Origin of the sequence: Pelagibius sp., assembly GCF_028281305.1 — a bacterium.
GTDB lineage: Bacteria > Pseudomonadota > Alphaproteobacteria > Kiloniellales > Kiloniellaceae > Pelagibius.
In genome coordinates this window covers 22,998-47,733 of record NZ_JANQKD010000035.1, presented here as the reverse complement: position 1 = coordinate 47,733, position 24,736 = coordinate 22,998, and the positions used below count along the sequence as shown (strand labels likewise).

General features: G+C 66.1%; 22 protein-coding genes. 16 read left to right on the top strand and 6 right to left on the bottom strand.

What is annotated here, in order from left to right; genetic code table 11:
* The 8 genes from Q0982_RS08810 to Q0982_RS08775 all read left to right on the top strand — a co-directional run bounded on the left by Q0982_RS08810 (window position 1) and on the right by Q0982_RS08775 (window position 8,554).
* On the top strand, window positions 1-624 hold the full coding sequence (locus Q0982_RS08810; protein ID WP_299394305.1) for a TRAP transporter small permease: 624 nt from the start codon (window positions 1-3) through the stop codon (window positions 622-624).
* Between the two features lie 4 nt (window positions 625-628).
* Window positions 629-1,933, top strand: a complete 1,305-nt coding sequence (locus tag Q0982_RS08805) for a TRAP transporter large permease (RefSeq protein ID WP_299394303.1) — start codon at window positions 629-631, stop codon at window positions 1,931-1,933.
* A gap of 41 nt (window positions 1,934-1,974) precedes the next feature.
* Window positions 1,975-3,024: a TRAP transporter substrate-binding protein DctP gene (gene dctP / locus Q0982_RS08800; RefSeq protein ID WP_299394301.1), complete on the top strand. Its 1,050-nt coding sequence runs from the start codon at window positions 1,975-1,977 to the stop codon at window positions 3,022-3,024.
* A 179-nt stretch (window positions 3,025-3,203) separates the two neighbouring features.
* Window positions 3,204-4,124, top strand: a complete 921-nt coding sequence (locus Q0982_RS08795) for a hydroxyacid dehydrogenase (protein ID WP_299394298.1) — start codon at window positions 3,204-3,206, stop codon at window positions 4,122-4,124.
* Window positions 4,121-5,014 carry a PfkB family carbohydrate kinase gene (locus Q0982_RS08790; protein WP_299394295.1) on the top strand — a complete coding sequence of 298 codons (894 nt, stop codon included), beginning with the start codon at window positions 4,121-4,123 and terminating at the stop codon, window positions 5,012-5,014. The genes Q0982_RS08795 and Q0982_RS08790 overlap by 4 nt, the downstream gene beginning before the upstream one ends.
* Entirely contained in the window at window positions 5,011-6,108 is a 1,098-nt protein-coding gene (locus tag Q0982_RS08785; protein ID WP_299394293.1) for a tagatose 1,6-diphosphate aldolase, read from the top strand. Before Q0982_RS08790 ends, Q0982_RS08785 begins: the two co-directional genes overlap by 4 nt.
* Window positions 6,108-7,466 (top strand): hypothetical protein, encoded by a 1,359-nt coding sequence (locus Q0982_RS08780; protein WP_299394291.1) that lies wholly within the window; start codon window positions 6,108-6,110, stop codon window positions 7,464-7,466. The genes Q0982_RS08785 and Q0982_RS08780 overlap by 1 nt, the downstream gene beginning before the upstream one ends.
* Window positions 7,463-8,554, top strand: coding sequence for a Gfo/Idh/MocA family protein (locus Q0982_RS08775; protein WP_299394289.1), 1,092 nt, complete (start codon window positions 7,463-7,465; stop codon window positions 8,552-8,554). Before Q0982_RS08780 ends, Q0982_RS08775 begins: the two co-directional genes overlap by 4 nt.
* A gap of 30 nt (window positions 8,555-8,584) precedes the next feature.
* On the opposite strand, the gene Q0982_RS08770 is transcribed toward Q0982_RS08775, so the two are convergent.
* Together Q0982_RS08770 and Q0982_RS08765 are read right to left on the bottom strand one after the other, a co-directional pair.
* Window positions 8,585-9,478 (bottom strand): AraC family transcriptional regulator, encoded by an 894-nt coding sequence (locus Q0982_RS08770; RefSeq protein ID WP_299394286.1) that lies wholly within the window; start codon window positions 9,476-9,478, stop codon window positions 8,585-8,587.
* A gap of 427 nt (window positions 9,479-9,905) precedes the next feature.
* Window positions 9,906-10,829, bottom strand: a complete 924-nt coding sequence (locus tag Q0982_RS08765) for a hydrogen peroxide-inducible genes activator (RefSeq protein ID WP_299394284.1) — start codon at window positions 10,827-10,829, stop codon at window positions 9,906-9,908.
* A gap of 237 nt (window positions 10,830-11,066) precedes the next feature.
* On the opposite strand from Q0982_RS08765, the gene Q0982_RS08760 reads away from it, so the two are divergent.
* Both Q0982_RS08760 and Q0982_RS08755 read left to right on the top strand, forming a co-directional pair.
* Entirely contained in the window at window positions 11,067-11,867 is an 801-nt protein-coding gene (locus tag Q0982_RS08760; protein ID WP_299394281.1) for a hypothetical protein, read from the top strand.
* A gap of 166 nt (window positions 11,868-12,033) precedes the next feature.
* Window positions 12,034-12,300 (top strand): YdcH family protein, encoded by a 267-nt coding sequence (locus Q0982_RS08755; RefSeq protein WP_299394279.1) that lies wholly within the window; start codon window positions 12,034-12,036, stop codon window positions 12,298-12,300.
* A gap of 9 nt (window positions 12,301-12,309) precedes the next feature.
* Here Q0982_RS08755 and Q0982_RS08750 read toward each other — a convergent pair whose 3' ends face one another.
* Window positions 12,310-14,157 carry a sugar phosphorylase gene (locus Q0982_RS08750; RefSeq protein WP_299394276.1) on the bottom strand — a complete coding sequence of 616 codons (1,848 nt, stop codon included), beginning with the start codon at window positions 14,155-14,157 and terminating at the stop codon, window positions 12,310-12,312.
* A 228-nt stretch (window positions 14,158-14,385) separates the two neighbouring features.
* Between Q0982_RS08750 and Q0982_RS08745 the strand changes: the two genes are divergently transcribed.
* The 6 genes from Q0982_RS08745 to Q0982_RS08720 all read left to right on the top strand — a co-directional run bounded on the left by Q0982_RS08745 (window position 14,386) and on the right by Q0982_RS08720 (window position 21,878).
* Complete coding sequence (locus tag Q0982_RS08745; protein ID WP_299394274.1) at window positions 14,386-15,471, top strand: substrate-binding domain-containing protein; 1,086 nt, start codon at window positions 14,386-14,388, stop codon at window positions 15,469-15,471.
* Window positions 15,472-15,532: 61 nt separating this feature from the next.
* Window positions 15,533-16,876 (top strand): ABC transporter substrate-binding protein, encoded by a 1,344-nt coding sequence (locus Q0982_RS08740; RefSeq protein WP_299394268.1) that lies wholly within the window; start codon window positions 15,533-15,535, stop codon window positions 16,874-16,876.
* Window positions 16,877-16,956: 80 nt separating this feature from the next.
* Window positions 16,957-18,276, top strand: coding sequence for a carbohydrate ABC transporter permease (locus tag Q0982_RS08735; protein ID WP_299394266.1), 1,320 nt, complete (start codon window positions 16,957-16,959; stop codon window positions 18,274-18,276).
* A 1-nt stretch (window position 18,277) separates the two neighbouring features.
* Window positions 18,278-19,528, top strand: a complete 1,251-nt coding sequence (locus tag Q0982_RS08730) for a carbohydrate ABC transporter permease (RefSeq protein WP_299394264.1) — start codon at window positions 18,278-18,280, stop codon at window positions 19,526-19,528.
* A 5-nt stretch (window positions 19,529-19,533) separates the two neighbouring features.
* Window positions 19,534-20,820 carry a hypothetical protein gene (locus tag Q0982_RS08725; protein ID WP_299394262.1) on the top strand — a complete coding sequence of 429 codons (1,287 nt, stop codon included), beginning with the start codon at window positions 19,534-19,536 and terminating at the stop codon, window positions 20,818-20,820.
* On the top strand, window positions 20,820-21,878 hold the full coding sequence (locus Q0982_RS08720) for an ABC transporter ATP-binding protein (RefSeq protein ID WP_299394259.1): 1,059 nt from the start codon (window positions 20,820-20,822) through the stop codon (window positions 21,876-21,878). Before Q0982_RS08725 ends, Q0982_RS08720 begins: the two co-directional genes overlap by 1 nt.
* Window positions 21,879-21,890: 12 nt before the next feature.
* Here Q0982_RS08720 and Q0982_RS08715 read toward each other — a convergent pair whose 3' ends face one another.
* The 3 genes from Q0982_RS08715 to Q0982_RS08705 are packed head-to-tail and all read right to left on the bottom strand — an operon-like array spanning window position 21,891 to window position 24,513.
* A complete protein-coding gene (locus Q0982_RS08715; protein WP_299394258.1) occupies window positions 21,891-22,652 on the bottom strand; it encodes an ABC transporter permease in 762 nt (253 codons plus the stop codon).
* Window positions 22,649-23,437, bottom strand: a complete 789-nt coding sequence (locus Q0982_RS08710) for an ABC transporter ATP-binding protein (protein WP_299394255.1) — start codon at window positions 23,435-23,437, stop codon at window positions 22,649-22,651. The genes Q0982_RS08715 and Q0982_RS08710 overlap by 4 nt, the downstream gene beginning before the upstream one ends.
* A gap of 41 nt (window positions 23,438-23,478) precedes the next feature.
* Complete coding sequence (locus Q0982_RS08705) at window positions 23,479-24,513, bottom strand: ABC transporter substrate-binding protein (protein WP_299394254.1); 1,035 nt, start codon at window positions 24,511-24,513, stop codon at window positions 23,479-23,481.
* Window positions 24,514-24,736 lie beyond the last annotated feature (223 nt).

The window sequence follows — 24,736 nt, the reverse complement described above, 5'->3', positions numbered from 1 at the left end:
ATGCTGTCTCGTGCGATCGGCCTGCTGCGCCTCATAAACCGTGGCTTCGAAGCGGTGCTGCGCCCGATCATCATCGTCACCGTGATCGCCATGCTGGCCACCGTCGTCTGGACGGTGGTGGCGCGTCTGTCCGGAATCAGCGCGCCCTGGACGGAAAAGGTGATGCTGATCCTGCTGCCGGCCCTGGCCTTTATCGTGGCGCCGATCGCCTATCGCCGCGCCTCCAACGTGGCGCTCGACATGCTGCACGACATGCTTCCGCACTTTCTCCAGCGGGTGCATTCGCTGCTGCTCCACGTGCTCATTCTGGGCCTCCTGTTGATCGCCCTCGATCTGACCCTGCGCAAGATCGGCCTGAAGTGGGACGGTCTGACGCTGGTGCTCGACGGCATCTTCGGCCTCGACCTCAACTCCATCAGGCCCTTCACGGCCAAGATGCGCATCCCCGTGCTGGGATTGGAGTGGCGCTACGTCTTCATGGTGATGCCGGCGGCCATCACCCTGATGATCATCGTCAATGTGGAGATGCTGCTGCGTTACACCCTGGGCCTCTTCGATCCCGACAATCGCCTCGTGCGCCCCGTGCGTTCCTTCGAGGATGTCGCGGCGAACGTGGAGGAGTAGGCCGATGCAGACAGCTTTTCTCTGGCTCTTCCTAGCCTCGCTTGCGCTTTCGATCCCGGTGATCTTCGGTCTGCTGGGGGCCTCCGGCATCGTCGTCGCCAACGATCTGGGCGCCGAGTTCGACCCGCGCGATCTCAACTCCCTGCTCAGCCAGGTCTTCTCCGGCATGTCGTCGGTGCCGCTGATGGCGCTGCCCATGTTCATCCTGGCCGGGGAGCTGATGAACGCCGGCGGCATCACCGAACGCCTCGTGCGCTTCAGCCAGTCGCTGATCGGCCATCTGCGCGGCGGCCTCGCGCAGGTGAACATCCTCAGCTCGATCCTCTTTGCCGGGCTCTCCGGCTCGGCGGTGGCCGACACCTCGGCGCTGGGCTCCATGCTGATCCCGGCAATGGAGAAGCAAGGCTACACCCGGCGCTTCGCGGCGGCGGTGACGGCGGCCTCCAGCGTCATTGGGCCGATCATCCCTCCGTCGGGCATCATGATCATCTACGCCTTCATCATGGGTGTGAGCCCCGCCGCCCTCTTCGCCGGAGGCATCGTTCCCGGGCTGATGATCGGCAGCGGGCTGATGTTCGTCACCTGGCGCCTGGCCAAGAAGTACGACTTCCCGGTTGCCAGCCGCCGCGCTTCGGCCCGCGAGGTGGCGGCCGCAGGGCGTGAGACCTTCTGGCCGCTGCTGACGCCGATCATCCTGCTGGGCGGCATCCTGACCGGCTTCTTCACGCCGACGGAAGCCGCGGGGGTCGCAGCCTTCTACGCGCTGATCGTTTCGGTCTTTGTGATCCGCGCCCTCAGGATCGGCGACCTGCCGGTGACCTTCTACCGCGCGGCAGTGGCCTCGGGCATCATCCTCATGCTGATCGGTGCCTCGAAATCGTTCTCCTGGGTCGCCGATCAGGTTGGCGCGGCGCAGATGCTGGCCGACTTCGTTCTGTCGCTGACCGACAACCCCTACCTGCTGCTGATCCTGCTCAACCTGATGCTCTTCGTCGTGGGCATGTTCCTCGACGCCGGCCCGGCGATCCTGATCCTGGGGCCGATCCTGTCAAAGGTCTTCGTCGGCATCATCGGCCTCGACCCCGTCCACTTCGCCATCATCATGTGCGTCAACGTCACCGTCGGCCTGGCGACGCCGCCCATGGGGCTTGTGCTTTTCGTCGCATCGTCGATTTCGCGCGAGCGCGTCGAAGCGATCACCAAAGCGATTCTGCCGTTCCTGGCCGTCGAGGCCGGCGTGATCTTCCTGATCACCTTTTTCGAGGACCTGGTGCTGTTCCTGCCCCGCGTGATGGGGCTTCATTCGTGAGACATCCAAAACCGAAGAATAATGAGAGCAAGGAGGAAAGAATGAGCTTCTGGAAAACCCTGGCGGCCGGTGCCGCCGCCGTCTCCCTGACGATGGGAGCGGGTGCCGCGCTGGCAGCCGACACCACGCTGAAGATTGCCTTCCTGGGGTCCGAGGACGACGAGGACTTCGACGGCTCGCTGGTGTTCAAGAACTACGTCGAGGCCACGTCGAACGGGGCCCTGGCGGTGGACATCTTCCCGAACGGGCGCTTCTGCTCCAATGCGGACGAGTGCTCCGAGGCGTTGCTGGACGGCCGGCTCGACATCTATATCACCACCAACGGCGGCCTTGCCGGATGGTATCCCCCGGCCCAGTTCCTCGACCTGCCCTATCTCTTCCCCAACGACCGCGTTGCCGAGTGCGTCTTCGACGGGCCGCTCACCGCGAAGATTCGCGAGGCGGTGCTGGAGGATGTCGGGGCGGCACGCCTGATGGCGATCTCCAACACCGGCGGCTGGCGCAACATCGCCACCACCAGCAAGCAGGTGAAGAGCCCCGAGGACGTAGAAGGTCTGAAGTTGCGCACCATCGGTGCCGACATTCAGATCGAGCTGGTGAAGGCCCTTGGCGGCTCGCCGACGCCGATCGCCTGGCCTGAGGTTTACACCTCGCTCGGCACCGGCGTTGTCGAGGGCACCAAGAACGGTATCACCGACATCGTCAACATGAAGTTCCAGGATCATCTGAAGTACATCTCGCTGGATGGCCACGCCTACATGGGCGCGCTCTGGTGGATGAACGAGGATGTCTTCCAGGGCCTGCCGGACGACCAGAAGCGGATCGTCTATGACGGCTTCCAGGAGCTGAAGATGACCGCCCGGGTGCTGCCCAAGCGCAAGGCCGTCGATGCTTTCCAGGCCTTCGTCGATGCCGGCGGCACGATCTACACGCCCACGGCAGAGCAGAAGGCTGCCTTCCAGGCTGCCGCCAAGCCGGTCTGGGATTGGTACGAGGAGAACTTCGGCCGCGAGTGGATCGACGCGGCCCAGGGGGCGGTGTCCGCCTGCGAGGCTTCGCTCGAGGCTGAGTTCGAAGCGGCTTCGCAATAGCCGCCTTGTAAGACCGTGTTCGGGGCCGGCCTTGTGCCGGTCCCGCAGCGACCGATCCGGGCGCCCCCAAGAACGAATGTTGAAGTGGTTCTTGGGGGCGCCCGGACTGCGCAGAGATCACTGCGCCCGGCCTACTTCGCCGGGACCGTTGAAACTTTTTGGAGTGCTGTAAGGAGCCTATGCCGCAGCCTGTTGTCGTTGTCTCCGAGTTCATGGCCGAGGCGGCCGTGGCCCGCCTGGCGCAGAGCCGCCAGACCTTTTACGACCCCACCCTGGTCGACCGCCCGGCGGACCTGCAGGCGCTGCTGGGTACCGCCGAGGCGCTGGTGGTGCGCAACCGTACCCAGGTGACCTCGGACTTGCTGGCTGCCGCGCCGGCTCTGCGGGTCGTCGGGCGCCTGGGCGTCGGCCTGGACAACATCGACCTGGCTGCCTGCGAGGCGCGCGGCGTTGCGGTGCGTCCCGCGCGCGGGGCGAACGCCGATGCGGTGGCCGAGTACGTCATCTCGGCCGCTTTGCAATTGCTGCGCGGCCGCGCTTTTTTCGCGACCGAGGACCTGCGCGCCGGCGGCTGGCCGCGCGCCGCCTGCCAGGGCCGGGAGATGGCCGGGCGCAGCCTGGGCCTTCTCGGCTTCGGCGATATCGCCCGGCGCACGGCGCGGCGCGCGCAGGCGCTCGGCATGACGGTGGTTGCGCACGATCCCCTGGTGGAGACGGCGGAGGGCGTAGACCTGGTTTCTCTGGACGCGCTGCTGGAGAGGGCTGACGTCCTCAGCCTCCATGTGCCGCTGACGGAGACGACCCAAGGGCTTTTCGACGCCGCCGCCTTGGGCCGCATGAAGCCCGATGCGGTCCTGATCAACACCGCCCGTGGCGGCATCGTCGACGAAGCAGCCCTGGCCGCGGCCCTGAAAGCCGGGCACCTGGGCGGTGCCGCGCTCGATGTTTTCGCCAAGGAGCCATTGGATGAGACCTCTGCGGCGGTGTTCCGCGACGTGCCCAACCTGATCCTGACGCCGCATATCGCCGGGGTCACCGAAGAGTCAAACGAGCGCGTCAGCGAGATGATCGCCGACAGCGTGCTGGAGGAACTGGCGTGACCCTGCGTGTCGTCTGCGCCGGCATTGCCGTGCTCGATCAGGTTTTCCAGGTCGAACGCCTGCCCGTCGATGCCACGAAGTATGCCGCGGTTTCGCGCCGCGAGGTGGCCGGGGGGATCGCCGCCAATGCCGCCATGGCGGTGGCCCGGCTCGGTGGCGCGGCGCGGCTGGTCAGCCGGGTGGGCGCGGATGCCGCCGGACAAAGTCTGCGCGCGGTGTTGGCCGCAGCAGAGGTGGACTGCTCCGGTCTGCAAACGCCGCCGGAGGGCGTCACTGCCACCTCGGCCGTCTTCGTCGACCCGCGCGGGGAACGCATGCTGATCAATCACAAGGACCCGGCATTGTTCCGAGGCGCGCCGGACAGCACTTCCTTTGCCGGGGCCGATGCGGTGATGTGCGACCTGCGCTGGCCTGAGGCGGCGCGCATGGGCCTGCAGGCGGCAGCCGTGGCCGGTGTGCCCGGCGTGCTCGACTACGACACCGCCCCGGAAGAGGCCCGCGATCTGATGGCCCGCGCAAGCCATGTCATCTTCAGTGCCGCCGGCCTCGAGAGCCTGCAGCCGGGGGACCGTCAGGCCGCGCTTGCGACCGTTGCGGAAGGCCATCCGGGTGTTGCCTTTGCCGTGACCGCGGGGGCCGAGGGCGCTTTTTGGATCGAGGCCGGGCGGAGCGGCCAGGTGCCGGCGGTGCCGGTTCAGGCCGTCGATACGCTGGGTGCCGGCGATGTCTACCACGGCGCTGCCGCGCTTGCGCTGGGGGAGGGCAAGGCCTTCCCCGAGGCGCTGCGCTTTGCCTCTGCGGCGGCGGCTTTGAAGGTCGCCCAGCCCAGCGGCCCCGGCGCGTTCCCGACGCGACAGGAAGTGACAAGCTTGTTGGAGACCAGATTATGAATGCCCCCCAATCTCAGGCCGCCCAACCCCGGGTCGCCCAGTCCACGATCTTGAGCCCCGGGAAGTTCTGGGGCCTGCGCCGCATGGCCGACGCTGGCGGCCGCTTCAAGATGCTGGCGGTCGATCAGCGCCCGCCCATCAAGAACCGGGTCGCCGAAGCGCGCGGCGAGGACCGCCCGCGCTACGGCGACGTAAGGGCGGTGAAGCGCGCCTTGATGGAGGCGCTGGCGCCGCACGCCTCAGCGGTGCTGGCCGATCCCACCTATGCGCTGAGCGATGCCATGACCGTTCTTGCGCCGCACCACGGGCTCGTCGTTACCCTGGAGGACTCGGTTTTCGGCGAGGGCGGGGACGGCCGCCTCTCCAAGGCCATCGACGACTGGTCGGTTTCCAAGATCAAGCGCGCGGGCGGTGACGCGGTCAAAGTGCTGACCTGGTATCACCCGGACCAGGATGCCGTGTCGCGCCAGGCGCAACTCGATTTCACCAAGCAGGTGGGCGAGGCCTGCGCACGTTACGACATCCCCTTTCTGCTGGAGATGCTGCTCTATCCGCTGGCGGGCGATACCGGGCAGACCAAGGACTATGTGGAACAAGCCGGCAAGCGGGCCGACCACGTGCTGAAGACGGTGGAAACCTTCGCGGCGCCGGACTATGGCGTGGATGTCTTCAAGTTGGAGAGCCCGGTTCCCGCCAAGGAGGTGCCGCCGCCGGGGGATGGAGCGACCACCGCGCTCTTCGAAGAAATGGGGCGGCTCGCCGGGCGGCCCTGGGTCATGCTCTCCGCCGGCGCCAGCCAGGATGCTTTCCGCAATGTCCTTCACTATGCCTTCGAGGCCGGCGCCAGCGGTTTTCTCGCCGGCCGCGCAATCTGGTGGGACGCCTTTCAACACTTCCCGGATATGGCGGCGATGGCGACGGCGTTGTCCGGTCCGGCGGCCGACTATATGAAGGAGCTGAACGCCCTGGCGGACGCAAAGGCGTGCCCCTGGACCCGCTGGTTCGACGATGGAGCCGAGGGCCCGCTGCGGCCGGCGGGCTGGGAGAGTGAGTGGATGCAAGGGGCTTACGACGACCTGGAAGGGAGACTCTGATGCGAATCGCGGTCTTTTGCCTGGCACGCCCGACCTTCGATGTGGACTTGGCATCGCAGACGGCCGAGACGGCCGTCGCCTCGCTGGCTGCGAGCGGCGCCGAGGTGCTGGGCGATGCGGGCCTGCTGATGGACGCCCCTGCTGTCGAAGCGCGCCTGGATGCGGTAAAGGAACAGCGGCCGGACGGTGTCCTGATCATTCAGGCTACCTTCTGCGATGCCGCCATGACGTCTGCGATCGGCGCCACGCTTGCGGCGCCGATCGCGATCTGGGCGTTTCCGGAACCGCGCGACGGCGGGCGCCTGCGGTTGAACTCCTTCTGCGGTCTCAGCTTGGCGTCCCACGCCCTGGGCAAGATCGACCGGCGCTGCGGCTGGCTGCATGCCCCGGCAACGGCCAGTCCGGACCTCGCCGCGCTCTTTGCGGAGAGCGGTGCCGGCCCCGTGCCGCGTGCGGCGCAGCCCGGGGCGGCGCCGGACCTGGCCTGCCGGGTCGGCCTGGTGGGTGAACACCCGGCGGGCTTCGACACCTGCGGCTTCGACGAGGCTGAACTGACATCCCGCTTCGGCGTCGATGTCGAGCGCATCGACCTTGAAACACTGTTCGCCGCGGCCAAGGCCGCGGACGGCGCACGGATCGGCGCGCTGAAGAGCCAGGCCGCCGAGCGCCTGGAAGGCGTCGAAACCCTCGATGGCGAACAGGTCGAGCGCTCGCTGCGCTGCTACAGCGCCCTGCGCGATATGGCCGAGGAGCGCCAGCTCGACGGCTTCGCCGTGCGCTGCTGGCCGGAAACCTTCACCGAGTACGGCTGCGCGGTCTGTGGCGCCATGGCGACCCTCAACGGCGAGCGCATACCGGCGTCCTGCGAGGCGGACATGCTGGGGACGGTGGGCTCCCGCCTGCTGCAGACCCTGGCTGACGGACCGGCCATGCTGACCGATATCGTTGACTTCGACTCCGACGACGACACCGCGGTGCTCTGGCACTGCGGTCTCGCACCGCTCGACTTCTGCGACCCCGGTTTCGCGCCGCGGGCCACGATCCACACCAACCGGCGCATGCCGCTGCTGCACGAGTTTCCCCTGAAGCCGGGCCGCGTCACCGTGGCGCGCATCAGTCAGGCGCAGTCCGAATTGAAGATGGTGGTCGGGCGCGGCGAGATCCTGCGCCGGCCGATGTCCTTCACCGGGACGTCGGGCGTCATCCGCTTCGACTGCGGCGCGGAGGCGGCGCGGCGCGCATTCATCGATGCCCAGTTGGAGCACCACGTCTCCATCACCTATGGCGACGTTAAGGCTGGGGTCGAAGCGGCCGCCGCCGCGGCCGACCTGCCGCTTCTGGATCTCGACGCCCAGTGACGGCTGCGGAGACCCTGCGCTACGGCGTCATCGGCGGCGGCATGATGGCGCGTGAGCATATCGCCAACCTGGCGCTGATCCCCGGCTCGGCGGTGACCGCCATTGCCGATCCGGACAGCGGCCAGCAGGCGCTCAATGCCGAGGCGGCCCCCGATGCCGCGCTGCTCGCCGATGCCGCGGCGCTGGTCGGGCGGGACGACGTCGATGCGGTCATTGTCGCCAGTCCAAACCACACTCACCTGGACGTCTTGGAGCAGGTCTTCGCCGGGCCGCCGCGCCCGGTGCTGGTTGAGAAACCGGTGGTCACCACCCCTTGTCTTGGGGAGCGCTTGACTGCGCTGGCGGCATCCTGGCGGGCGCCGCTCTGGGTTGCCATGGAGTACCGCTACATGCCACCCATCGCCGCCCTTCGAGAGGAACTGCGCAAGGGTGTGGCGGGGCCCCTGAAGATGCTGACCATCCGCGAGCACCGCTATCCTTTCCTGGAGAAGGTCGGCCACTGGAACCGCTTCAACGCCAACACCGGCGGCACCATGGTGGAGAAGTGCTGCCACTTCTTCGATCTCATGCGCCTGATCCTCGAGGACGAGCCAAGGCGTATCTATGCCACCGGGGGAGCCGACGTGAACCACCGGGAGGAGCGTTACGGTGGTCGCTGCCCGGATATCATCGACAATGCCTACGCGGTGGTCGACTTTGCCGGCGGCGCACGGGCGATGCTGGAGCTCTGCATGTTTGCCGAGGGCGCCTGGTTTCAGGAGGAGATCACCGCAACAGGTGCGAAGGGCCGCGTCGCCTGCTGTATTCCCGGCCCGGAACGGCGGGTCGGCGGTCATGCCCGCGAGGCGATGCTGGAAATCTCCCCCCGCGCACCGATCGAACCGCGGCGCCTGCCGGTACCGGTCGATCCTGCGGTGCTTGGGGCCGGCGAACACCACGGCTCCACCTACTACCAGCACCTGCGCTTCCGCGAGGCGGCGCTGGGGCGTGGCGCCGTGGAAGTGACCCTCGCCGACGGCCTGAAAGCCGTGGCCATGGGCGCGGCTGCCGAACGCTCCATTGCCGAGGGCGTTCCTGTCGACCTCTAGAGCATATCCGCTCTGGGTGAGGATGAGGTTCTAACCCCGTACTTCCTTGCGATAGCGCCCCGGGGTGACGCCGATCTTCTGACGGAAGACGTCGGTCATGTGGCTTTGGGAGGCGAAGCCGCAGGCATAGGCAATCTCGACGATCGGCATGTCGCCGGCGGCGAGCAGTTCCTGGGCTCGGCTGATCCGGCGGGCGAGAACGTATTGATGCGGGGTGCGCCCGGTCGCTGCCTTGAAGGCGCGGGTAAAGCGCAACTGGGGCAGGCACGCCAGACCAGAAAGGTCTGTGTTGGAGAGGTTCTTGCTCAGGTTCGCCTCTATGAAGCTGTCGATCTCCTGTAGCGTCCGCGAGGGCATCGGGCTGACGGAGCTGCTCTCCGCGATTGACTGCCGCTCAGCCAGGCTCGACAGGATGGCGATCATGCTGACGAGGACGCCTTCGACGAAGAGGTTGCCGTTCGGGTTGCCTGCCTCGCTCTCGCGCCACAGGCTCATGCAGAGTTGTTCCAGGAAGAAATCCCGGAAGGGCTGGGCGTGAAGGCGACCGAAGTCGCCGTTGAAGCCAGGACGCCGTTCATCCAGCACCTCGCGCACGGCCTCGATCGGCAGGATGAAGTCGATCAGCTCATGACTGCCTTCCGCGACGATGTGATTGGCAACCCCCGGGCCCTGCAGGTCGAAGTCGCCTTTGCGAAAGCGGTGGCGCACGCGGCCGGCGCCGAGATCGCGCACGGTATGGCCTTCGGAACGCAGGGCCTTGTAGAGAATGACGTCGGGCTGGGCGGGGTCGGAGAAGTCACCCGCCGGCTGCGCCGTGCGCAACATGCGGACCGGACGGCGCCCGACCGAGCGCTTCTCTATGACGAACTGCGCGTAGGGGCCCCGTGACAGAAAGTCAAAGTGGTCACTGTAGTCTCCGCTCACTCGCGCATCTTCTTCCGATGGCATCCAATTGCCTTCCGTTCGACCGCTGCTGCCGAGCTCTTCCACATCCTGCAGGCTCTTCAAGTGGCGATGCGCGCGTTAGACAGACGCTTCCCCGAATGCCTCCGCTGCCGTAAGGCGTGAATGAAAGGTACGGTCCGCAAGGGACCGCATAGCAGCAGAAGACCAGGCCGTTGTCGGCGTTCGCGAGCCTCCCGAAGAGCTCAAATTGTTTTGGCCTTGCAAATAGTGACAGAGTCACGCCAAGTCCAGCGTAAACGGGTGTAGTTTTACAATTATAGGAAGTGCCGATGGTTCGACAAAGGAGGCTGATGAATGCTCGGCCAATACTCTTTGCCTGCTGCGGTTGCTTGGCGCGGCGCTGGCGATATTGGTTCGTGCACTGACCAATGCGGCTTGCGGCCGGTCAACTGAGAACCGTCACTTCCGGTACGCCACTCTTGACGATACCCCGCATCACGCCGGCCAAGGCGGCGAACTCGTCGCTGCGTGCCGAATGGCGACGCCAGACGAGGCCGATGCTGCGACTCGGCGGTCGGCTGCGTAGCGGGCGGACGACCACTTCTTCGTCCTTGGGAATCTCGGAGCGCACATAGAGTGCCGGCAGGAAAGTGAGTCCCATTCCCATGCCGACCATCTGGCGCAGGGTGTCGAGGCTCGTACCTTCATAGTCCAGCGACAGTCGGGCGCCATAGAGTTCGCAAAGCTCACGCACCTGGGCATGAAGGTGGTAGCCACGCTCCAGGCCCAGAACGGTCTCCCCTTTCAGGTCCGCGCGCTCGGCGAAGTCTTTGGCGGCAAGCCCATGATCGCTCGATGCCGCGATCAGCAAAGGTTCGCGGAACAGCCGTGCTACCTTCAGGTCCGCGCCCTTCACGGGCAGCGCAAAGATCAGCAGGTCGAGGCGTCCCTCATCCAGGTCCTGCAGCAGCGCGGTGGGGGAGCCCTCGCGGATGTACAGCTTCAGCTCCGGATAGCTGAGGTGCAGCTCCGGCAGGATGTGGCGCAACAGGTAGGGGCCGAGTGTCGGCAAGACGCCCAGTCGCAGGGTGCCGCCCAGGACCCCTTTGTCCTGTTCGGCAAGCTCGACGAGGTCCTGGACATGGCGCAGCACGACGCGGGCGCGGGTCGCTATCTCCTTGCCGATGGGGGTGAGGACGACCTTGGCGCGGCTGCGCTCGACCAGTTGCACGCCGAGGCGCTGCTCTAGCTCGCGCAGCTGTCCGCTGAGGGTCGGCTGGCTGACGTGGCTCAACTCTGCAGCCCGCCGGAAATGGAGGGTATCGGCAATCGCCACAAGATAGCGCAGCTGCTTCAGCGAGGGTATCACGGGGCCGGCGTCCTTTTCGACAGGAAGGCTGATTGGAATGAACTATCAAAGATCGCGTTTATATCGTGCCTTACGATGGTCCTTTCAACCTCCGATCTGCGCCGATTTGTGGCCGGTCTTCGGGAAAGATCGGGAATTCCTATCAATGACGCCCCGAGGGTCGATTGGATCGTTTTCCTGCCCATCCCCAAATCTTCGGGTGACGGAAGCCAGTGTCCGGGACGGAGGAGACCGAGGATGGTGTGGCGCTTTCTGAAGCACTTCGGCATGAACAAGGCCACCGGTGTCTTGGAGGACTTTACGGCGGCTGTCGTGGCCTTCGACCCGGAGACTGCAAGCCGCGCCCAGATCGACATGATGCAGGCTGAATTGCACAAGCTGGGCCGCCGCCTCGCGGAAGCCGAAGCCGAAGTGCGCCGCGAGCATGAGGAAACCGCTGCGCTGCGCCGGACCTACGAAGAATACCTGAAGGCCGCCCAGATGCTTGAAGCCAAGCTGAGGGAAGAAGAGAGCGGCCAGACGAGGGCCGAGATCGAGGCCAGTCTCACCAAGGTGATCACGAAGCTCGAACACCTGAAGCCCGAGATCGAACGGGAAGAGCAGGAGGACCAGGAAGTGGAGGCCTGGCGCGCCGAACTGCGCCGCTCCTTCGAGGAGCTTGGCGAGAAGCTGCGGCAGTCGCAGAGCGAACTGACGGCGGCGAAGCGCCAGTTGGAAATGGCCCGCCTGCGCAAGGAGCGCGCCGAGGTGCAGGACCGGAGGGCGCAGGAGGCAGCGGGCGTCACCGGTTCGATCTCGGCCCTCAGTGTGGCTCTCGATGCCATGAACCAGCAGACCGCGAAGTTGCGGGCGGAATCGGAAACGCTGCAGCTGAAGACGGGGCTCTTTCAGACCGAGCAGTTGGAGAGCGATCCGCACTTCGCGGCCGCGCTCACAGCCGCGCGCGGCACAGCCGGAAAAGAGAAAAAGAGCCTCTCCGAGCGCTTGGCGGCGTTGAACGGTCGGTCGGCGCCTCACCACCTGAGCGCCGCCGAGTAGCGTTCCGGTTCCCCCGCCGGGCCTGTCGGGACCTGCAGCATCCACGGCACGTGCTGCGGGCTCGGCAGGCCCGGCCAAAGACAGGCGGGACAACCGGCGACGGTCCAAGCCGTTAATGTCCCGACCCGCAGATGCCCTGATCAGTAACCTATGGGAGACCTGCCCAATGCGCGTAGCTCAAGCCAGGAAAGCCAAGACCCGCCCCGGTTCCGGAATCGCCAGCCGCTACCGGGCGCTGCTGATGACGCACCGAAGCCTGGACGAGAAGCTTGAGGCCGAGATGAAGCGGCCCATGCCCGACACGGCGATCGTGCGGCGGATCAAGCGGCGCAAACTCAGCATCAAGGACGAGTTGGGATCCATGCAGCGGCTTTTCGAGGCGATGGGGACCAAGGTCGAGCCGCTGACGGCGAAAGCCGGCGCGCTGTCCTGACGGCCGGCTTCAGTCGGCCGCGATCCAGACCGCCTGGTAAGGGCAAAGTTCGAGGCGGACGATCTCTTCGCCTGGTTGCGCGACGGTCTGCGAGCCGATGAGGTCGAGCAGCCGGTCCGCCTGCGGAAAGCCCAGCGCTACGCGGTTGGCTTGGATCTGTTGCGGTGCGCCCGATACATTGACAACCACCCAGAGCCTGTCGCCCCCGCCGGCGCGCAGAATGCTGAAGACCGACGGAGCGACCGGCACGACGGTTTGCTCTGCGTTCGGGTGAAAGGCCGCGCGCGTCCGCCGCAGGTGAAGAAGCGCCAGGTGGCCGTCCAGGATAAGGCGCCGCAAGCTCCCTGGATCCGCAAGTTCCCCCGTCAAAGTGGCACGATCCAGCTTGGCCCGATTGATCGAACGGTTACGCCCGGTTCTGGCCACACCGTCCAGATCGTTGCGCGAACCCAGCAGGCTGTGAATGTAGATGGCTGGCACGCCGATGACGGAGAGGAGAACAGCCTCCGCCGCCAGGAACTTCGCGGCGCGTGTTGCGGCGTCATCATCGGGCGCGGAAACCGCGTCAACGAATGAGATGTTGAATTCGTAGGGGGCTGTGCCGCCGCCGGGCAGGGCTCTCATGGAGACCAGTCCGCCGGCGGCCTCGACCCTGTCCGCCATGCCTGCGATCTGATCCGGGCTCAAGAGACCTTCCGCCGGACGCACGCCGATGCCGTCGTGGGAGGCGAGGAAGTTGAAAAACGTCGTGCCGGGCGCCGGCGGTTCCAGTGCTGCAGCCCAATCCGAGAGCGGCTGCGCATCGCCGGTCTGAAAGGCGTAGAGCGTCAGCGGCGGCAGCGGAAACTGATAAACCATATGGGCTTCGTTGCTGCCGTCACCAAAGTAGCTGACGTTGTCAGCATGGGGCACGTTCGTTTCGGTGATCAGCAGACAGCCGGGCGCCGCGGCGTCGACCACCAGACGCATGATCTGGATGAGCGCATGAGTCTCCGGCAGGTGCATGCAGGTCGTGCCCAGTTTCTTCCAAAGAAACCCGATCGCATCCAGGCGGATGAAGCGCGCGCCCCTGTCCGCATAGAACAGCAGCAGGTCCAGGATCTCCAGAAGGACCCCCGGCGTTGCGTAATTCAGGTCGATCTGGTCGTCGCTGAAAGTGGTCCAGACGTGCGCGCTGCCCTCGGCGGTTTCGACTTCGGTCAGCAGCGGCCGGGCCCGGGGCCGGATGACCTGGCTGTAGTCGGCCCGCGGGTCGCAGCGGTGGAAGAAGCCCCCTCGTGCCGGATCGCCGGCGAGAAACCCCTCGAACCAGGCGCTCTGCCGGGAGACGTGGTTGATCACCGCATCGAGCATGATGTCGAAGTGTCGGGCCAGGCGGACGACATCGCCCCAGCCGCCGACCGACGGATCGACGGCACGATAGTCAATGACCGAAAAGCCGTCGTCTGAACTCGCAGGATAGAAAGGCAGCAGATGCACCGCCGAGACGGTGCCGCTGAGCTGCTCGGCGAGAAAGGCTTCGAGCGCCGCGAGCGGTGCGGTATCGCCGTCGCGGATGCTGTCGGCATAGGTGATGAGCACGACGTCGCGCTGATCGACCCAGCTTGTTCTCTGGACCCGGTGCGCCCCGGCCTTGCCGCGCCGCTGCGCGACCATGGCCGTGATCCGTTCCGCAAGCCACTCAGCGTTGTCCTGCGCATAGACGGCCAGCAGGAGGTCCTGCAGCGCCGAGTCGAAGCCCGTGCCCGCGCAGTCTGGGCCCGCGCAGTCTGGGCCCGCGCAGTCTGGACCCGCACAGTTCGGCAAGGTCTGCGGGCTGGCCCTGTCGGACGCTGATTGGCGCCGCGAATGGCTCATTCTTGTCCGTTTCTCTTTTGGCCGTTTCGTGCTGTTCCCTCATCGGCACGGGTCTTCCCACAAGCAGGGCCGACCGTGCCGCGGCAGCAGCTTTGCCGATCCAGTATGTACTGATCAATCCGGACATTTGATAGCGAATTCGGTTTCGGAAAGTTTCGTTGCAATCGGTTCCGATGTGGGACTACGGTTGTGCAAACAAGAAAAGCTCAGGGAGGAACCGCGGAGGCCATGGGCTCGCGCGGAAAAGTGACGATCGACGCGCTGGCGCGCGAACTCGATCTGGCCAAGAGCACCGTTTCACGAGCGCTGAACGGCTATCCCGACATTGCCGAAACCACGCGGGCGCGGGTGCAGGCCGCCGCTTTGGCCTCCGGCTATGCGGCGTCAAGCATGGCGCGCAACCTCAAGCGCGGGCGGGTCGACACGGTGGGTGTCGTGCTGCCCGGCGAACAGCTCGACATCTCCAGTCCTTTTCTTGTGCAGTTTCTGCGCGGCGCCACCCGTGTCTTGGAAACGCGCGGGATCGACCTGCTGGTCGCCAGCGCCCCTGCGCCTGAGAAGTGGCGCGAAACCTATGACCGCCTGATCGTGACCCGCAAGGTCGACGGCTTCATTCTGACCCGCACGCTCTCCGAAGACCCGCGCGTCGCCTATCTGCGCGAGAAGGCGGTGCCCTTTGTCGCTTTTGGGCGTACGGCGACCTCCGAGAACTTCGCCTGGCTGGATGTGGACTGCGGGGCGGCGGCGGCGGAGGCGGTCGCTCATCTGGTTGCCCTCGGGCACCGCCGGATTGCCCACATCACCGCCTCGCCGAACGTCAATTTTGCGCGCATCCGGCGCGAAGCGATTTGCGAAAGGCTGCTGTCCCTCGGCCTCTACGATCCCGCATTGGTGGTGGAGGTCGGGCTGACCGCCGACGGCGGACGCCGCGCCACCTATGAGCTGATGCGCGGTGAACAGCCGCCCACAGCGCTGATCTGCGATCTCGATCTCCTGGCGTTCGGCGCCATGGGGGCGCTGCGCGATCTGGGCCTGGATGTCGGCCGGGATGTCTCCGTCCTGGGCTATGGCGATGTGCCGATGGCCCCTGTGCATTCGCCGCCGCTCAGCACCTGGTCGCAGGACGCCGACAGCGCCGGGGCCTGGGTGGCTGAGATGCTGCTTGCGCTGATCAACGGGACGGCGCCGGAAATTCTGCAGAGGGTCAGGCCGGCCGGTTTCGTGCGCCGCGCTTCGGATGGCGCGCCGGCATTGGATACCGCGGCATTGCGGCAGCGGCTGGCCGAGGTGCCGGCCACCGCCTTCCCGTCATAGGCCAGTTGAGAACAGGCCAGTCGAGAAAGAAGAACACCACAACACGGAAGGGAGCCCAGTTATGTCGATTCTCAGACCTCTCGGCCTGATGACCGCGGCGGCGATGATCTTCGCCGCGCAGACAGCCGCGGCCGAGACGATCCGCTTCTGGACCACCGAAGAACAGCCTGAGCGCCTTGCCAAGCAGCAGGCGCTGGCGCAGGAGTTCGAAGCCAAGAGCGGCGTGGCCGTGGAGGTCATCCCCGTCTCGGAAACGGATCTTGGCAAGCGCGCGACCGCTGCCTTTGCCGCGAACGACCTGCCGGATGTCATCTATCACACCCTGCAGTACGTGCAGCCCTGGGCCGAGGCCGGCATCCTGGACATTGACGCCAACACCGAGGCTGTCGAGGAACTCGGTCTCGATACCTTCGCGCCCGGCGCTCTCGCCATGGCAGACGTGGACGGCGACACCGCCGCCGTTCCCGTCGACGGCTGGACCCAGATGGTTGTCTATCGCAAGGACCTCTTCGAGGCGGCAGGGCTCTCCGCGCCGGACAGCTATGCCGACATCGTCGCGGCAGTGGAGAAGCTGCACAATCCGCCGGAGATCTACGGCTTCGTCGCGGCGACCAAGATTGACGAGAACTTCATGAGCCAGGTGCTGGAGCACGTTCTGCTGGCCAATGGCGCGACCCCGATGTCGGCGGACGGCATCGCCGGCTTCGAAGAGCAGAGGCTGGTCGAGGCGCTGGAGTTCTACAAGACCATCGCCAAGGCCTCGCCGCCCGGAGAGCTGTTCTGGAAGCAGTCGCGCGAGCTTTACTTCGCCGGCAAGGCGGCCATGATCATCTGGTCGCCCTTCATCCTGGACGAGCTGGCCGGCCTGCGCGATTCGGCGCCGCCCACCATCAACGACGACCCGACCTCGACGGAGCTTGCCTCCAAGACCGGGGTGGTCACCACCTTCGCCGGCCCTTCCAACCCCGACGGTGCGGCCTGGGCGGATATCCGCTACTTCGGAGTCACCAGTTCTGCCGACACCGACAACGCCATTGAGTTCGTGAAGTTCTCCATGACCGAGGGCTATGGCCAGACCCTCTCCATCGCGCCCGAAGGCAAGTTTCCGGTGCGCCGGGGGGATGACGGCAATCCCGACAAGTATGTGGACCTCTGGTCGACGCTGCCGGTGGGTGTCGACCGCAAGGCGCCGCTGACCGAGCTCTACCCGCCCGAGGTGATCGACTCGATCGTGACCGGGCTCGACTCGGCCCAGCGCTGGGGCGTCGAGGAAGGCCAGCTTTCGGCGGCTTCCAAGGTGGTCAACAGCCAGGTCATCAACCAGATCACCCGGCGCTTCATCGACGATGAGATCTCGGCGGCCGAAGCAGCCAAGGCGATCAACGAGGAGCTTGGCAAGCTCTGACCGTTCCTCTGCGCGGGCCGGCTCTGCCGGTCCGCGCGGCCGGGTGATTGCAAGAAGGGGGATTGGGGGAGGACGGTGACATGACAGAGGTGGCGCAAAGCGGCGTCGCACGCCGCGAAGCGGAAGCGGTCGCCCCGCCGCAGGGTGTCGGCCCCCTGCAGAAGCGCGAGGCGCGGCTGGCCTGGACGATGCTGGCGCCGACCTTTCTGATCGTCGCCCTGATTGTCGCGCTCCCCCTTGTCGCCAACTTCTGGATTTCCGCCAAGCCGATCCAACTGGCCGATCTGCGCGCGCCCGAGGCCACCATCAACGAAAGGGTAAGCGGCGAAGCCGTCGCGGCGGGCGAGACCTTCCGCGTCACCTACACACTGCGCAATTCCTCGCCCAACCTTCCCGTACGCGGGGCCGCCTTCACCGACACCCTGCCCGAAGGCGTCGATCTCGCCGTCGACGACGAGCGTTGCGTCCTCTCCGGCCGCAACCTCACCTGCACCTTCGGCAATCTCGACCCGCGCGGCCGGGAGCGGCTGCGCTTCGAGGCGACGGCTCTGACGGACATCTCCAATGTTGAGGCCCTGCTCGAGGGCACGGCGGCCGTTGCCCAAGGCAGAGGCGAGAACGCGCTGACCAGCCTTTCTTTCACGGGGGAGAACTTCCGCAAGGTCTTCAATGCCACCGAGTTCTGGGACGTTCTCTGGACGTCGATCCTCTACACCGTCTTCGGCACCGGCGGCGCCCTGATCCTCGGACTCTTCGCCGCCCTGCTGCTGGATCAGGCCTTCCGCGGACGGGCTTTCCTGCGCGGCCTCTTTCTTTTTCCCTATGTCGCGCCCGTCATCGCTGTTGCCTACACCTGGGTGACGCTGCTGGACCCGAATTCGGGGGCGCTCAACGCCATCCTCATGCAGATCGGCGCGACGGAAGGACCGATCAATTTCCTGGGTCAGCGCGCTGCGGGCGAGATCAGCCTCTTCGGCCTGACTGTCGAATTCCCGCTGGCCCTGACGACGGTCATCATTTTCGAGGCCTGGCGCTACTTCCCGCTTTCCTTCCTCTTCATCCTGGCACGCATGCAGTCGATCAACACCGACATGTACGAAGCGGCGGAGATCGACGGCGCAACGCCTTTCCAGCAGTTCTGGCATCTGTCGCTGCCGCAGCTCGCGACGATCCTGGCAATCCTCTTCCTGCTGCGCTTTATCTGGACCTTCAACAAGTTCGACGACATCTTCCTTCTGACCGGCGGCGCGGCGGGCACGCGCACTCTGACGGTCAATGTCTACGAGCAGGCGATTGCGCTTTCGAACATCGGCGCCGGTGCGGCGGTCGCCGTGGTGGTGTTCTTCGTGCTGCTGGCCTTCGCCCTGGTGTTCTTCCGCTTCTCGCCGAAGGAGGATTGAGATGGCTGCGCTGACCCAGACCGGCGGATACGGCCTGCGTTCGGGCCTTGCGGTCGCGGCGCTCGCCGGCCTTTCCTTCGGCCTTGTCTTCATGATCGTCGTGGGCGTGACCCTGGCTCTGGTGACCGGCTTGCCGGCGCGCCCGCCGGTCGGTGCGGCAGCCCTGGCCGGCTTGGCCGCGGCCCTCTTCATAACCTTTACGCCGGTCGAAAGGCGCAGCAACCGCACGCGCAGCTACGCCGCTTCGATCATGTTTCTGGTTCTGGTGATTTTCTCCCTCGGCCAGGTCTTCGGTCTCCCGCTTAGCGAGGGCAGCATCTGGCAGCTCATCGGCCTTGCTGTCTTTGTCGGCGTCACCGTGCAGTCGATCTGGCTCTGTGTCGGCGACGCACCGGCCGGAACGGTGCGGCGCTACGATTTTGAGAAGCTGGTGATCCGCGTGCTCAAAGGCCAGGGCTACATCTTCTTCACTGTCTTCGTGGTGCTGCCCTTCTATGTGATGGTGATGACGAGCTTCAAGAGCCAGGCGGAGCTTCTGGCCAATCCGCTCGACTTCTCCATTGACCTGGGCAAGGCGAATCTCTTCGCCAGCTACATCGAACTTTTCACCAGGTTCAATTTCGGCACCTACATCCTCAACTCGGCCTTTGTCTCGGTCTGCACCGTGCTGGTGACCCTGCTGATCGCGGTGCCGGGGGCCTATGCCGTCGCGCGCCTGCGCTTTCGCGGCCGCGATGCCTTCGCCCGCTCGATCCTGCTGATCTACATGGTGCCGGCCATCGTTCTGGTGCTGCCGCTCTACGCCGTCTTCAGTCAGCTGGAATTGCGTAACACGATCCTCGGCCTGCTGATCGTCTATCCGGCCACCACGATCCCCGTCGCGCTCTACATGCTGCAGGGCTACTTCCGCGGCCTGCCGGCGGAAATGGAGGAGGCCGGTCTGATGGACGGTCTCACCCGCATCGGCGTGATCATCAAGATCACCCTGCCGCTCAGTCTGCCGGCCCTGGCCTCCGTGGGACTCTACGTCTTCATGATCGCCTGGAACGAGTTCCTCTTCGCCTTCATGTTCCTGGACGACCCGGCCATCTTCACCCTGCCGCGCGGTGTCGCCTCGCTGAACTCCTCGGAGCTGCCGCGCGAGCTGATGATGGGCGGTGCCGTCATTGCCACCGTGCCGATCATGGCGATCTTCCTCTGGCTCGAACGCTTCATGGTTCAGGGCCTCTCCGCCGGTGCTGTGAAGGGCTGAGTGCGATGAGCGACCTCGACAAGGCGGCCGAGGCGGTGCTGCGGGCCAACGACCGCGGGGGCTATACCGTTCCCACCGCAGGGCTCTATCCCTATCAGTGGAACTGGGATTCCGCCTTTGCTGCCCTGGGCTTCGCCGAGTTCGACATCGACCGCGCCTGGCGTGAGCTTGAGACCCTTGCCGAGGGCGCCTGGCCGAACGGCATGTGGCCGCACATCCTGTTCCGTGCCGACGATCCGGATTACTTCCCCGGGCCGTCGGTCTGGGGGGCCGGCACGAGCGTCGGCGCCCCGATCGCCTCTTCCGGGGTATCTCAGCCGCCGGTAGCGGCCACGGTGGCGCGCATCCTCTACGAGCGCGATCCGGCGGCGGGGCGGGCGCGTCTGCGCGCGCTCTTTCCCAAGCTGCTGGCCTGGCGCGATTGGTTCCACCGCGACCGCCGGGGCAGCGGCGGCGCCATCCTGGTCACCCATCCCTGGGAATCCGGGCGCGACAACTCGCCGGACTGGGACGGCGCCATGGCCCGGGTTCCCATCCGGGACCTCGGCTCCTTCCAGCGCCGCGACACCGGCCATGTCGACCCCTCCATGCGGCCCACCAAGGACGACTACGACCGTTATCTCTCGCTGGTTGCCTGGGGCCGCGAAGCGGGCTGGGACACCCACCGCATCGCCGCGGAGGGACCCTTCGCAGTCGCCGATCCGACCATGACCTTCATCCTGCTGCGCGCGGACCGCGATCTCCGCGTCCTGGCCGAGGGTCTCGGGGAGATCGAAGCCGCGGCCCGTCTGGGCGCCGACTGTGAGGCGGGCGCGGACGCTGCAAAGGCGCTGTGGTCCGAGGATCTGGGCGCCTATGCCGCCCGTGACGAGCGCAGCGGCATCTTTGCCGACGGTGTCTCCTCGGCCGCCCTGCTGGCCTGGTACGCGGGCCTGCGCGATCGGGCCCATGAGCAACGCCTGCTCGCCACTCTGCACGATCTTCTCGATGCCGCGCCGCTCTCCGTGCCCAGTTTCGACCCCCGTCACCCGAAGTTCGATGCGCGGCGCTACTGGCGCGGTCCGGTCTGGGCGGTGGTGAACTGGATGGTGGCGCGCGGCCTCCACGAGGCAGGCCATCTGTCGGAGGCGGAGCGGCTGCGCCGCGATACCCGCCGCCTGATCGAAGGGGCCGGCTTCTACGAGTACTTCGACCCCTGCGACGGCTCCGGTGCCGGCGGGCCGGACTTCACCTGGACCGCCGCGATCTGGCTCGCCTGGGCGAGCCCAACGAAAAAAGAGGGATGGAACTGATGGGCGCTATCAGACTGCAGGCCGTCGAGAAGTGGTTCGGCGATGCCCAGGTGATCAAGGGGGTGGACCTCGACATCGCCGACGGCGAGTTCGTCATCTTCGTCGGCCCTTCGGGCTGCGGCAAGTCGACCCTGTTGAGGCTGGTTTCCGGCCTGGAAGAAATCAGCCGCGGCAGCCTCTACATTGACGACCGCGATGTGACCGCAGAGCCGCCGTCGGGCCGCGGCCTTGCCATGGTGTTCCAGTCCTACGCGCTCTATCCCCACATGACGGTGGGCGAGAACATGGGTTTCGGTCTCAAGACCGCCGGAGCGCCGAAGACGGAAATCGAGAGCAAGGTGGCCGAGGCCTCGCGGGTTTTGAAGCTGGATGCGCTGCTGGACCGGCGGCCCAAGGACCTTTCCGGCGGTCAGCGCCAGCGCGTCGCCATCGGGCGCTCGATCGTGCGCGAGCCCACGGCGTTTCTGTTCGACGAGCCGCTCTCAAACCTCGATGCGGCGCTGCGCGTGGAGATGCGCTTCGAGATCGCCAAGCTGCACCAGTCGCTGGGCGCCACCATGATCTACGTGACCCATGACCAGGTGGAGGCCATGACCCTGGCCGACAAGATCGTGGTCTTGCAGGCCGGGCGGATCGAACAGGTGGGCAGCCCGCGGACGCTCTACGAACGGCCGGACAACCTCTTCGTCGCCCAGTTCATCGGCAGTCCGAAGATGAACGTGGTACCCGGCGGCGTGACCGACAGCCGCTTCGCCCTGCAGGGGCAGGGCAGCGGTCCGGCCCCCGCCTCCGCGGGCGGCGCCAACCGGGTCGGCATCCGCCCGGAGCATATCGCGCTGACCAATCCCGGCGAGGGGCACTGTAACGGCAAGGTGGAGGTCGCCGAGTATCTCGGCGCCGACGTGATGCTGTTCGTCGACTGCGATCCCCTGGGGGTCATGACCGTGCGCCATGTCGGCGATACCGCCGTGAAGCCCGGTGAGCAGGTGGGCCTGCGCTTCGACGAGCAGCGCGTCCATTTCTTCGACGGCGAGGGCCTGGCGGTGGGCCGCGCCTGACGGCGTAAAGCCTCAGGCCGTTTCCGCGCCGCGGAAGGCCCAGCCGACGAAGCGGCGCTCGACCAGGGCGAAGATCGCGTACATGCCCACGCCCATGACTGCGATCACCAGCAGCCCGGCAAAGACCAGGGGCACGCGGAAGCTGGAAGAGGCGGTCAGCATCAGGTGACCCATCCCAGCGTTGCCGGCCACGGTCTCCGAAATCACCGTGCCGACGAAGGCCAGGGTGACGGCCACCTTCAGCGAGGCGAAGAAGTAGGGCATCGAGCGAGGGACCCCCACCTTCAGCAGGATGTCGATCTTGCGCGCGCCGAGGGAGCGCAGCACGTCGCGCAGTTCCGGCTCCAGGGTCGCCAAGCCGGTGGCGACATTCACCACGATGGGAAAGAAAGAGATGGTGAAGGCGGTGAGAATGGCCGGAATCGTGCCGATGCCGAACCACACCACGAGAACCGGCACGATGGCCACCTTGGGAATACTGTTGAAGCCCACCAGCATGGGATAGAGCGCCGCATAGGTCAGGGCCGAGGCACCGGTGACGAGCCCCAGCGCCAGGCCGAAGACCACCGCCATGCCGAAACCCACAAGCGTCACCCAGAAAGTGTAGAAGGCGTTCTGCCAGATCGCCGGCCAGTACTGGATCAGGGCCGCCATCGCCTTGCTGGGCGCTGGCAGCACGAACTCGGGAATCGCGAAGAGGTGGACCGCGCCCTCCCAGACGACGAAGAGGCCGATTGTGGCGAGCCAGGGGGCGAGCTTGGTGGGGGAGATCATGCCGCCCGCACCTCGCCGATGTGGTCGCGCAGGCCATGCACGAGGTCGACGAAATCCTGGTCGAAGGTGGACTCCAGGGTGCGTGGCCGCGGCAGGGTTATGGGGCGTTCGTAGACGATGCGCCCCGGGCGCTTGCTGACCACGTAGACGCGGTCCGCGAGATAGACGGACTCGCGGAGGTCGTGGGTAACCAGAATTACGGTGAACTTGCGTTGCATCCAAAGATCCTGCAGCACGCCCCAGAGTTCCTCGCGGGTAAAGGCGTCCAGGGCCGCGAAGGGCTCGTCCAGCAGCAGCAGGTCGGGCGCGTGAATCAGCGCCCGGCAGAGCGAGGCGCGCTGCTGCATGCCGCCCGACAGCTCGTGCGGGGCATGGTTTTCGTAGCCCTCCAGGCCGACGATCCGCAGCAGTTCGTGAGCCGTCTCAATGTGCTCGGCCTTCTTGCGCCGGAAGCTGCCGCGGTGACTGCGGCTCACCTCCAGCGGCAGCAGGACGTTTTCCAGCGTGGTGCGCCACGGTAGGAGCGTGGCGTTCTGAAAGGCCATGCCGACCATGGTGAGCGGGCCCGAGACGGTCTCCCCGGCGACCCGGGCAATCCCCGAATCGACCGGCATGAGGCCGGAGACGATCTTCAGGATCGAGGATTTGCCGCAGCCGGACGGCCCCACCATGGCGACGAACTCGCCGCGGCGGATTTCCAGCGAGGCATCCGCGACCGCCGGCGGCCCGTTGCCGGCGCCGCCGTAGGTCATGGTCACTTGATCGAGCTCAACGAAGGCTGTCACGACTGCAAACGCAATCCTTTAGTACCGAAACAGGATTGCGGTCAGGGGGCCAGCATCCGCTCCCCGGCCGGCGGCAGGAACTCGGAGGTCCAGACGGCGGCCGGCTCCGGCGTCGAGGACAGGTCGTAGGCGATGGCAAGCTGGGCGATGGAATTGCGCAGCCGTGCCTCGTCGACGTCGCCGATGCCGTTGGCCTTCACGTGGTCGGTCAGCACGTTGACGTCGAGGGCCAACTGCAGGCGCTCCAGCTCAAGCCCCTTGTCGATCAGCGGGTCGCTCTTGGCGACGACCTCGATGGCGCCTTCGGGGTCGGCGATGATGTCCTTCCAGCCGCGGATGGTGGCGCGGATGAAGCCGGCCACGGCTTCGGGGTTGTTCTCGATGAAGTCGCCCGAGGCGATCACCGCGTTGCCGTAGAAATCCATACCGAAGTCCGCATAGAGGAAGTACGTGATCTCCTCTTCCGCGACGCCCTTGGACTTCAGGTCCAGCATGGACGAGAAGTAGTGGCCGGAGATGAAGTCCACCTGGCCCTGGACCAGCATGGTCTCGCGCAGCGCCGGGTCCATGTTCACCCGTTCGACCGCGGCCTCGTCGATGCCGGTCTCATGGGCGAAGGCGGGGAAGAGCTTGTAGGAAGCATCGAAAACCGGCGCCCCCAGCTTGCGGCCCACCAGGTCCTCGGCCTTTTCGATGTTGTTCTTCTTCAAGGTGAAGAGCGAGAAGGGCGGTGCGTCGTAGGCCATCATCACGGCCTTTACCGACTGGCCGGGGTTCTGGACGTTGAAGTCCACCAGCGCGTTGATGTCAGCAAAGCCCATCTGGTAGGCGCCGCCCGCAACGCGGGTGACAGCTCCCGCCGAGCCGTTGCCGCTGTCGATGGAGACGTCCAGGCCCTCTTCGGCGTAGTAGCCCTTGTCGTTGGCCACCAGGAAGGCGGCCGTGGGGCCCTGGAACTTCCAGTCGAGGGTAAACTTGATATCCACCTCGGCCTGGGCCGGGGCGGCGGCCAGGGTGAGCGTCAGCGCACAGGCGCCGGCCAGCACCGCGGGGTGTAGAGCCTTGGATTTGAACATGCCTTTTAATCTCCCTGTTCTTCTTGGGCGAACCCACAATCGCCAAAAGCAGCAATTCCCATGCCAGCCCCCGGTCGGCGGTTCTCCGCCTGTTCTCATCCCGCGCCGGCTTTCCGCGCCGGGGCAGCAGACCAGAAATTAGGCAGTCTGCGTGCCGCGTGATCACGAGCGCCTGAGACGCGGACGCCGGGCGTTGATCGGCGAGGAGTGGGCCAGCGCGCGG

Bases quoted from the DNA above. Each gene is read 5' to 3' on its own strand.
- Q0982_RS08810 (WP_299394305.1), top strand. From the start codon at position 1: ATGCTGTCTCGTGCGATCGGCCTGCTGCGCCTCATAAACCGTGGCTTC.
- Q0982_RS08805 (WP_299394303.1), top strand. From the start codon at position 629: ATGCAGACAGCTTTTCTCTGGCTCTTCCTAGCCTCGCTTGCGCTTTCG.
- dctP (WP_299394301.1), top strand. From the start codon at position 1,975: ATGAGCTTCTGGAAAACCCTGGCGGCCGGTGCCGCCGCCGTCTCCCTG.
- Q0982_RS08795 (WP_299394298.1), top strand. From the start codon at position 3,204: ATGCCGCAGCCTGTTGTCGTTGTCTCCGAGTTCATGGCCGAGGCGGCC.
- Q0982_RS08785 (WP_299394293.1), top strand. From the start codon at position 5,011: ATGAATGCCCCCCAATCTCAGGCCGCCCAACCCCGGGTCGCCCAGTCC.
- Q0982_RS08780 (WP_299394291.1), top strand. From the start codon at position 6,108: ATGCGAATCGCGGTCTTTTGCCTGGCACGCCCGACCTTCGATGTGGAC.
- Q0982_RS08760 (WP_299394281.1), top strand. From the start codon at position 11,067: ATGGTGTGGCGCTTTCTGAAGCACTTCGGCATGAACAAGGCCACCGGT.
- Q0982_RS08755 (WP_299394279.1), top strand. From the start codon at position 12,034: ATGCGCGTAGCTCAAGCCAGGAAAGCCAAGACCCGCCCCGGTTCCGGA.
- Q0982_RS08750 (WP_299394276.1), bottom strand. From the start codon at position 14,157: ATGAGCCATTCGCGGCGCCAATCAGCGTCCGACAGGGCCAGCCCGCAG.
- Q0982_RS08745 (WP_299394274.1), top strand. From the start codon at position 14,386: ATGGGCTCGCGCGGAAAAGTGACGATCGACGCGCTGGCGCGCGAACTC.
- Q0982_RS08740 (WP_299394268.1), top strand. From the start codon at position 15,533: ATGTCGATTCTCAGACCTCTCGGCCTGATGACCGCGGCGGCGATGATC.
- Q0982_RS08735 (WP_299394266.1), top strand. From the start codon at position 16,957: ATGACAGAGGTGGCGCAAAGCGGCGTCGCACGCCGCGAAGCGGAAGCG.
- Q0982_RS08730 (WP_299394264.1), top strand. From the start codon at position 18,278: ATGGCTGCGCTGACCCAGACCGGCGGATACGGCCTGCGTTCGGGCCTT.
- Q0982_RS08725 (WP_299394262.1), top strand. From the start codon at position 19,534: ATGAGCGACCTCGACAAGGCGGCCGAGGCGGTGCTGCGGGCCAACGAC.
- Q0982_RS08720 (WP_299394259.1), top strand. From the start codon at position 20,820: ATGGGCGCTATCAGACTGCAGGCCGTCGAGAAGTGGTTCGGCGATGCC.
- Q0982_RS08715 (WP_299394258.1), bottom strand. From the start codon at position 22,652: ATGATCTCCCCCACCAAGCTCGCCCCCTGGCTCGCCACAATCGGCCTC.
- Q0982_RS08705 (WP_299394254.1), bottom strand. From the start codon at position 24,513: ATGTTCAAATCCAAGGCTCTACACCCCGCGGTGCTGGCCGGCGCCTGT.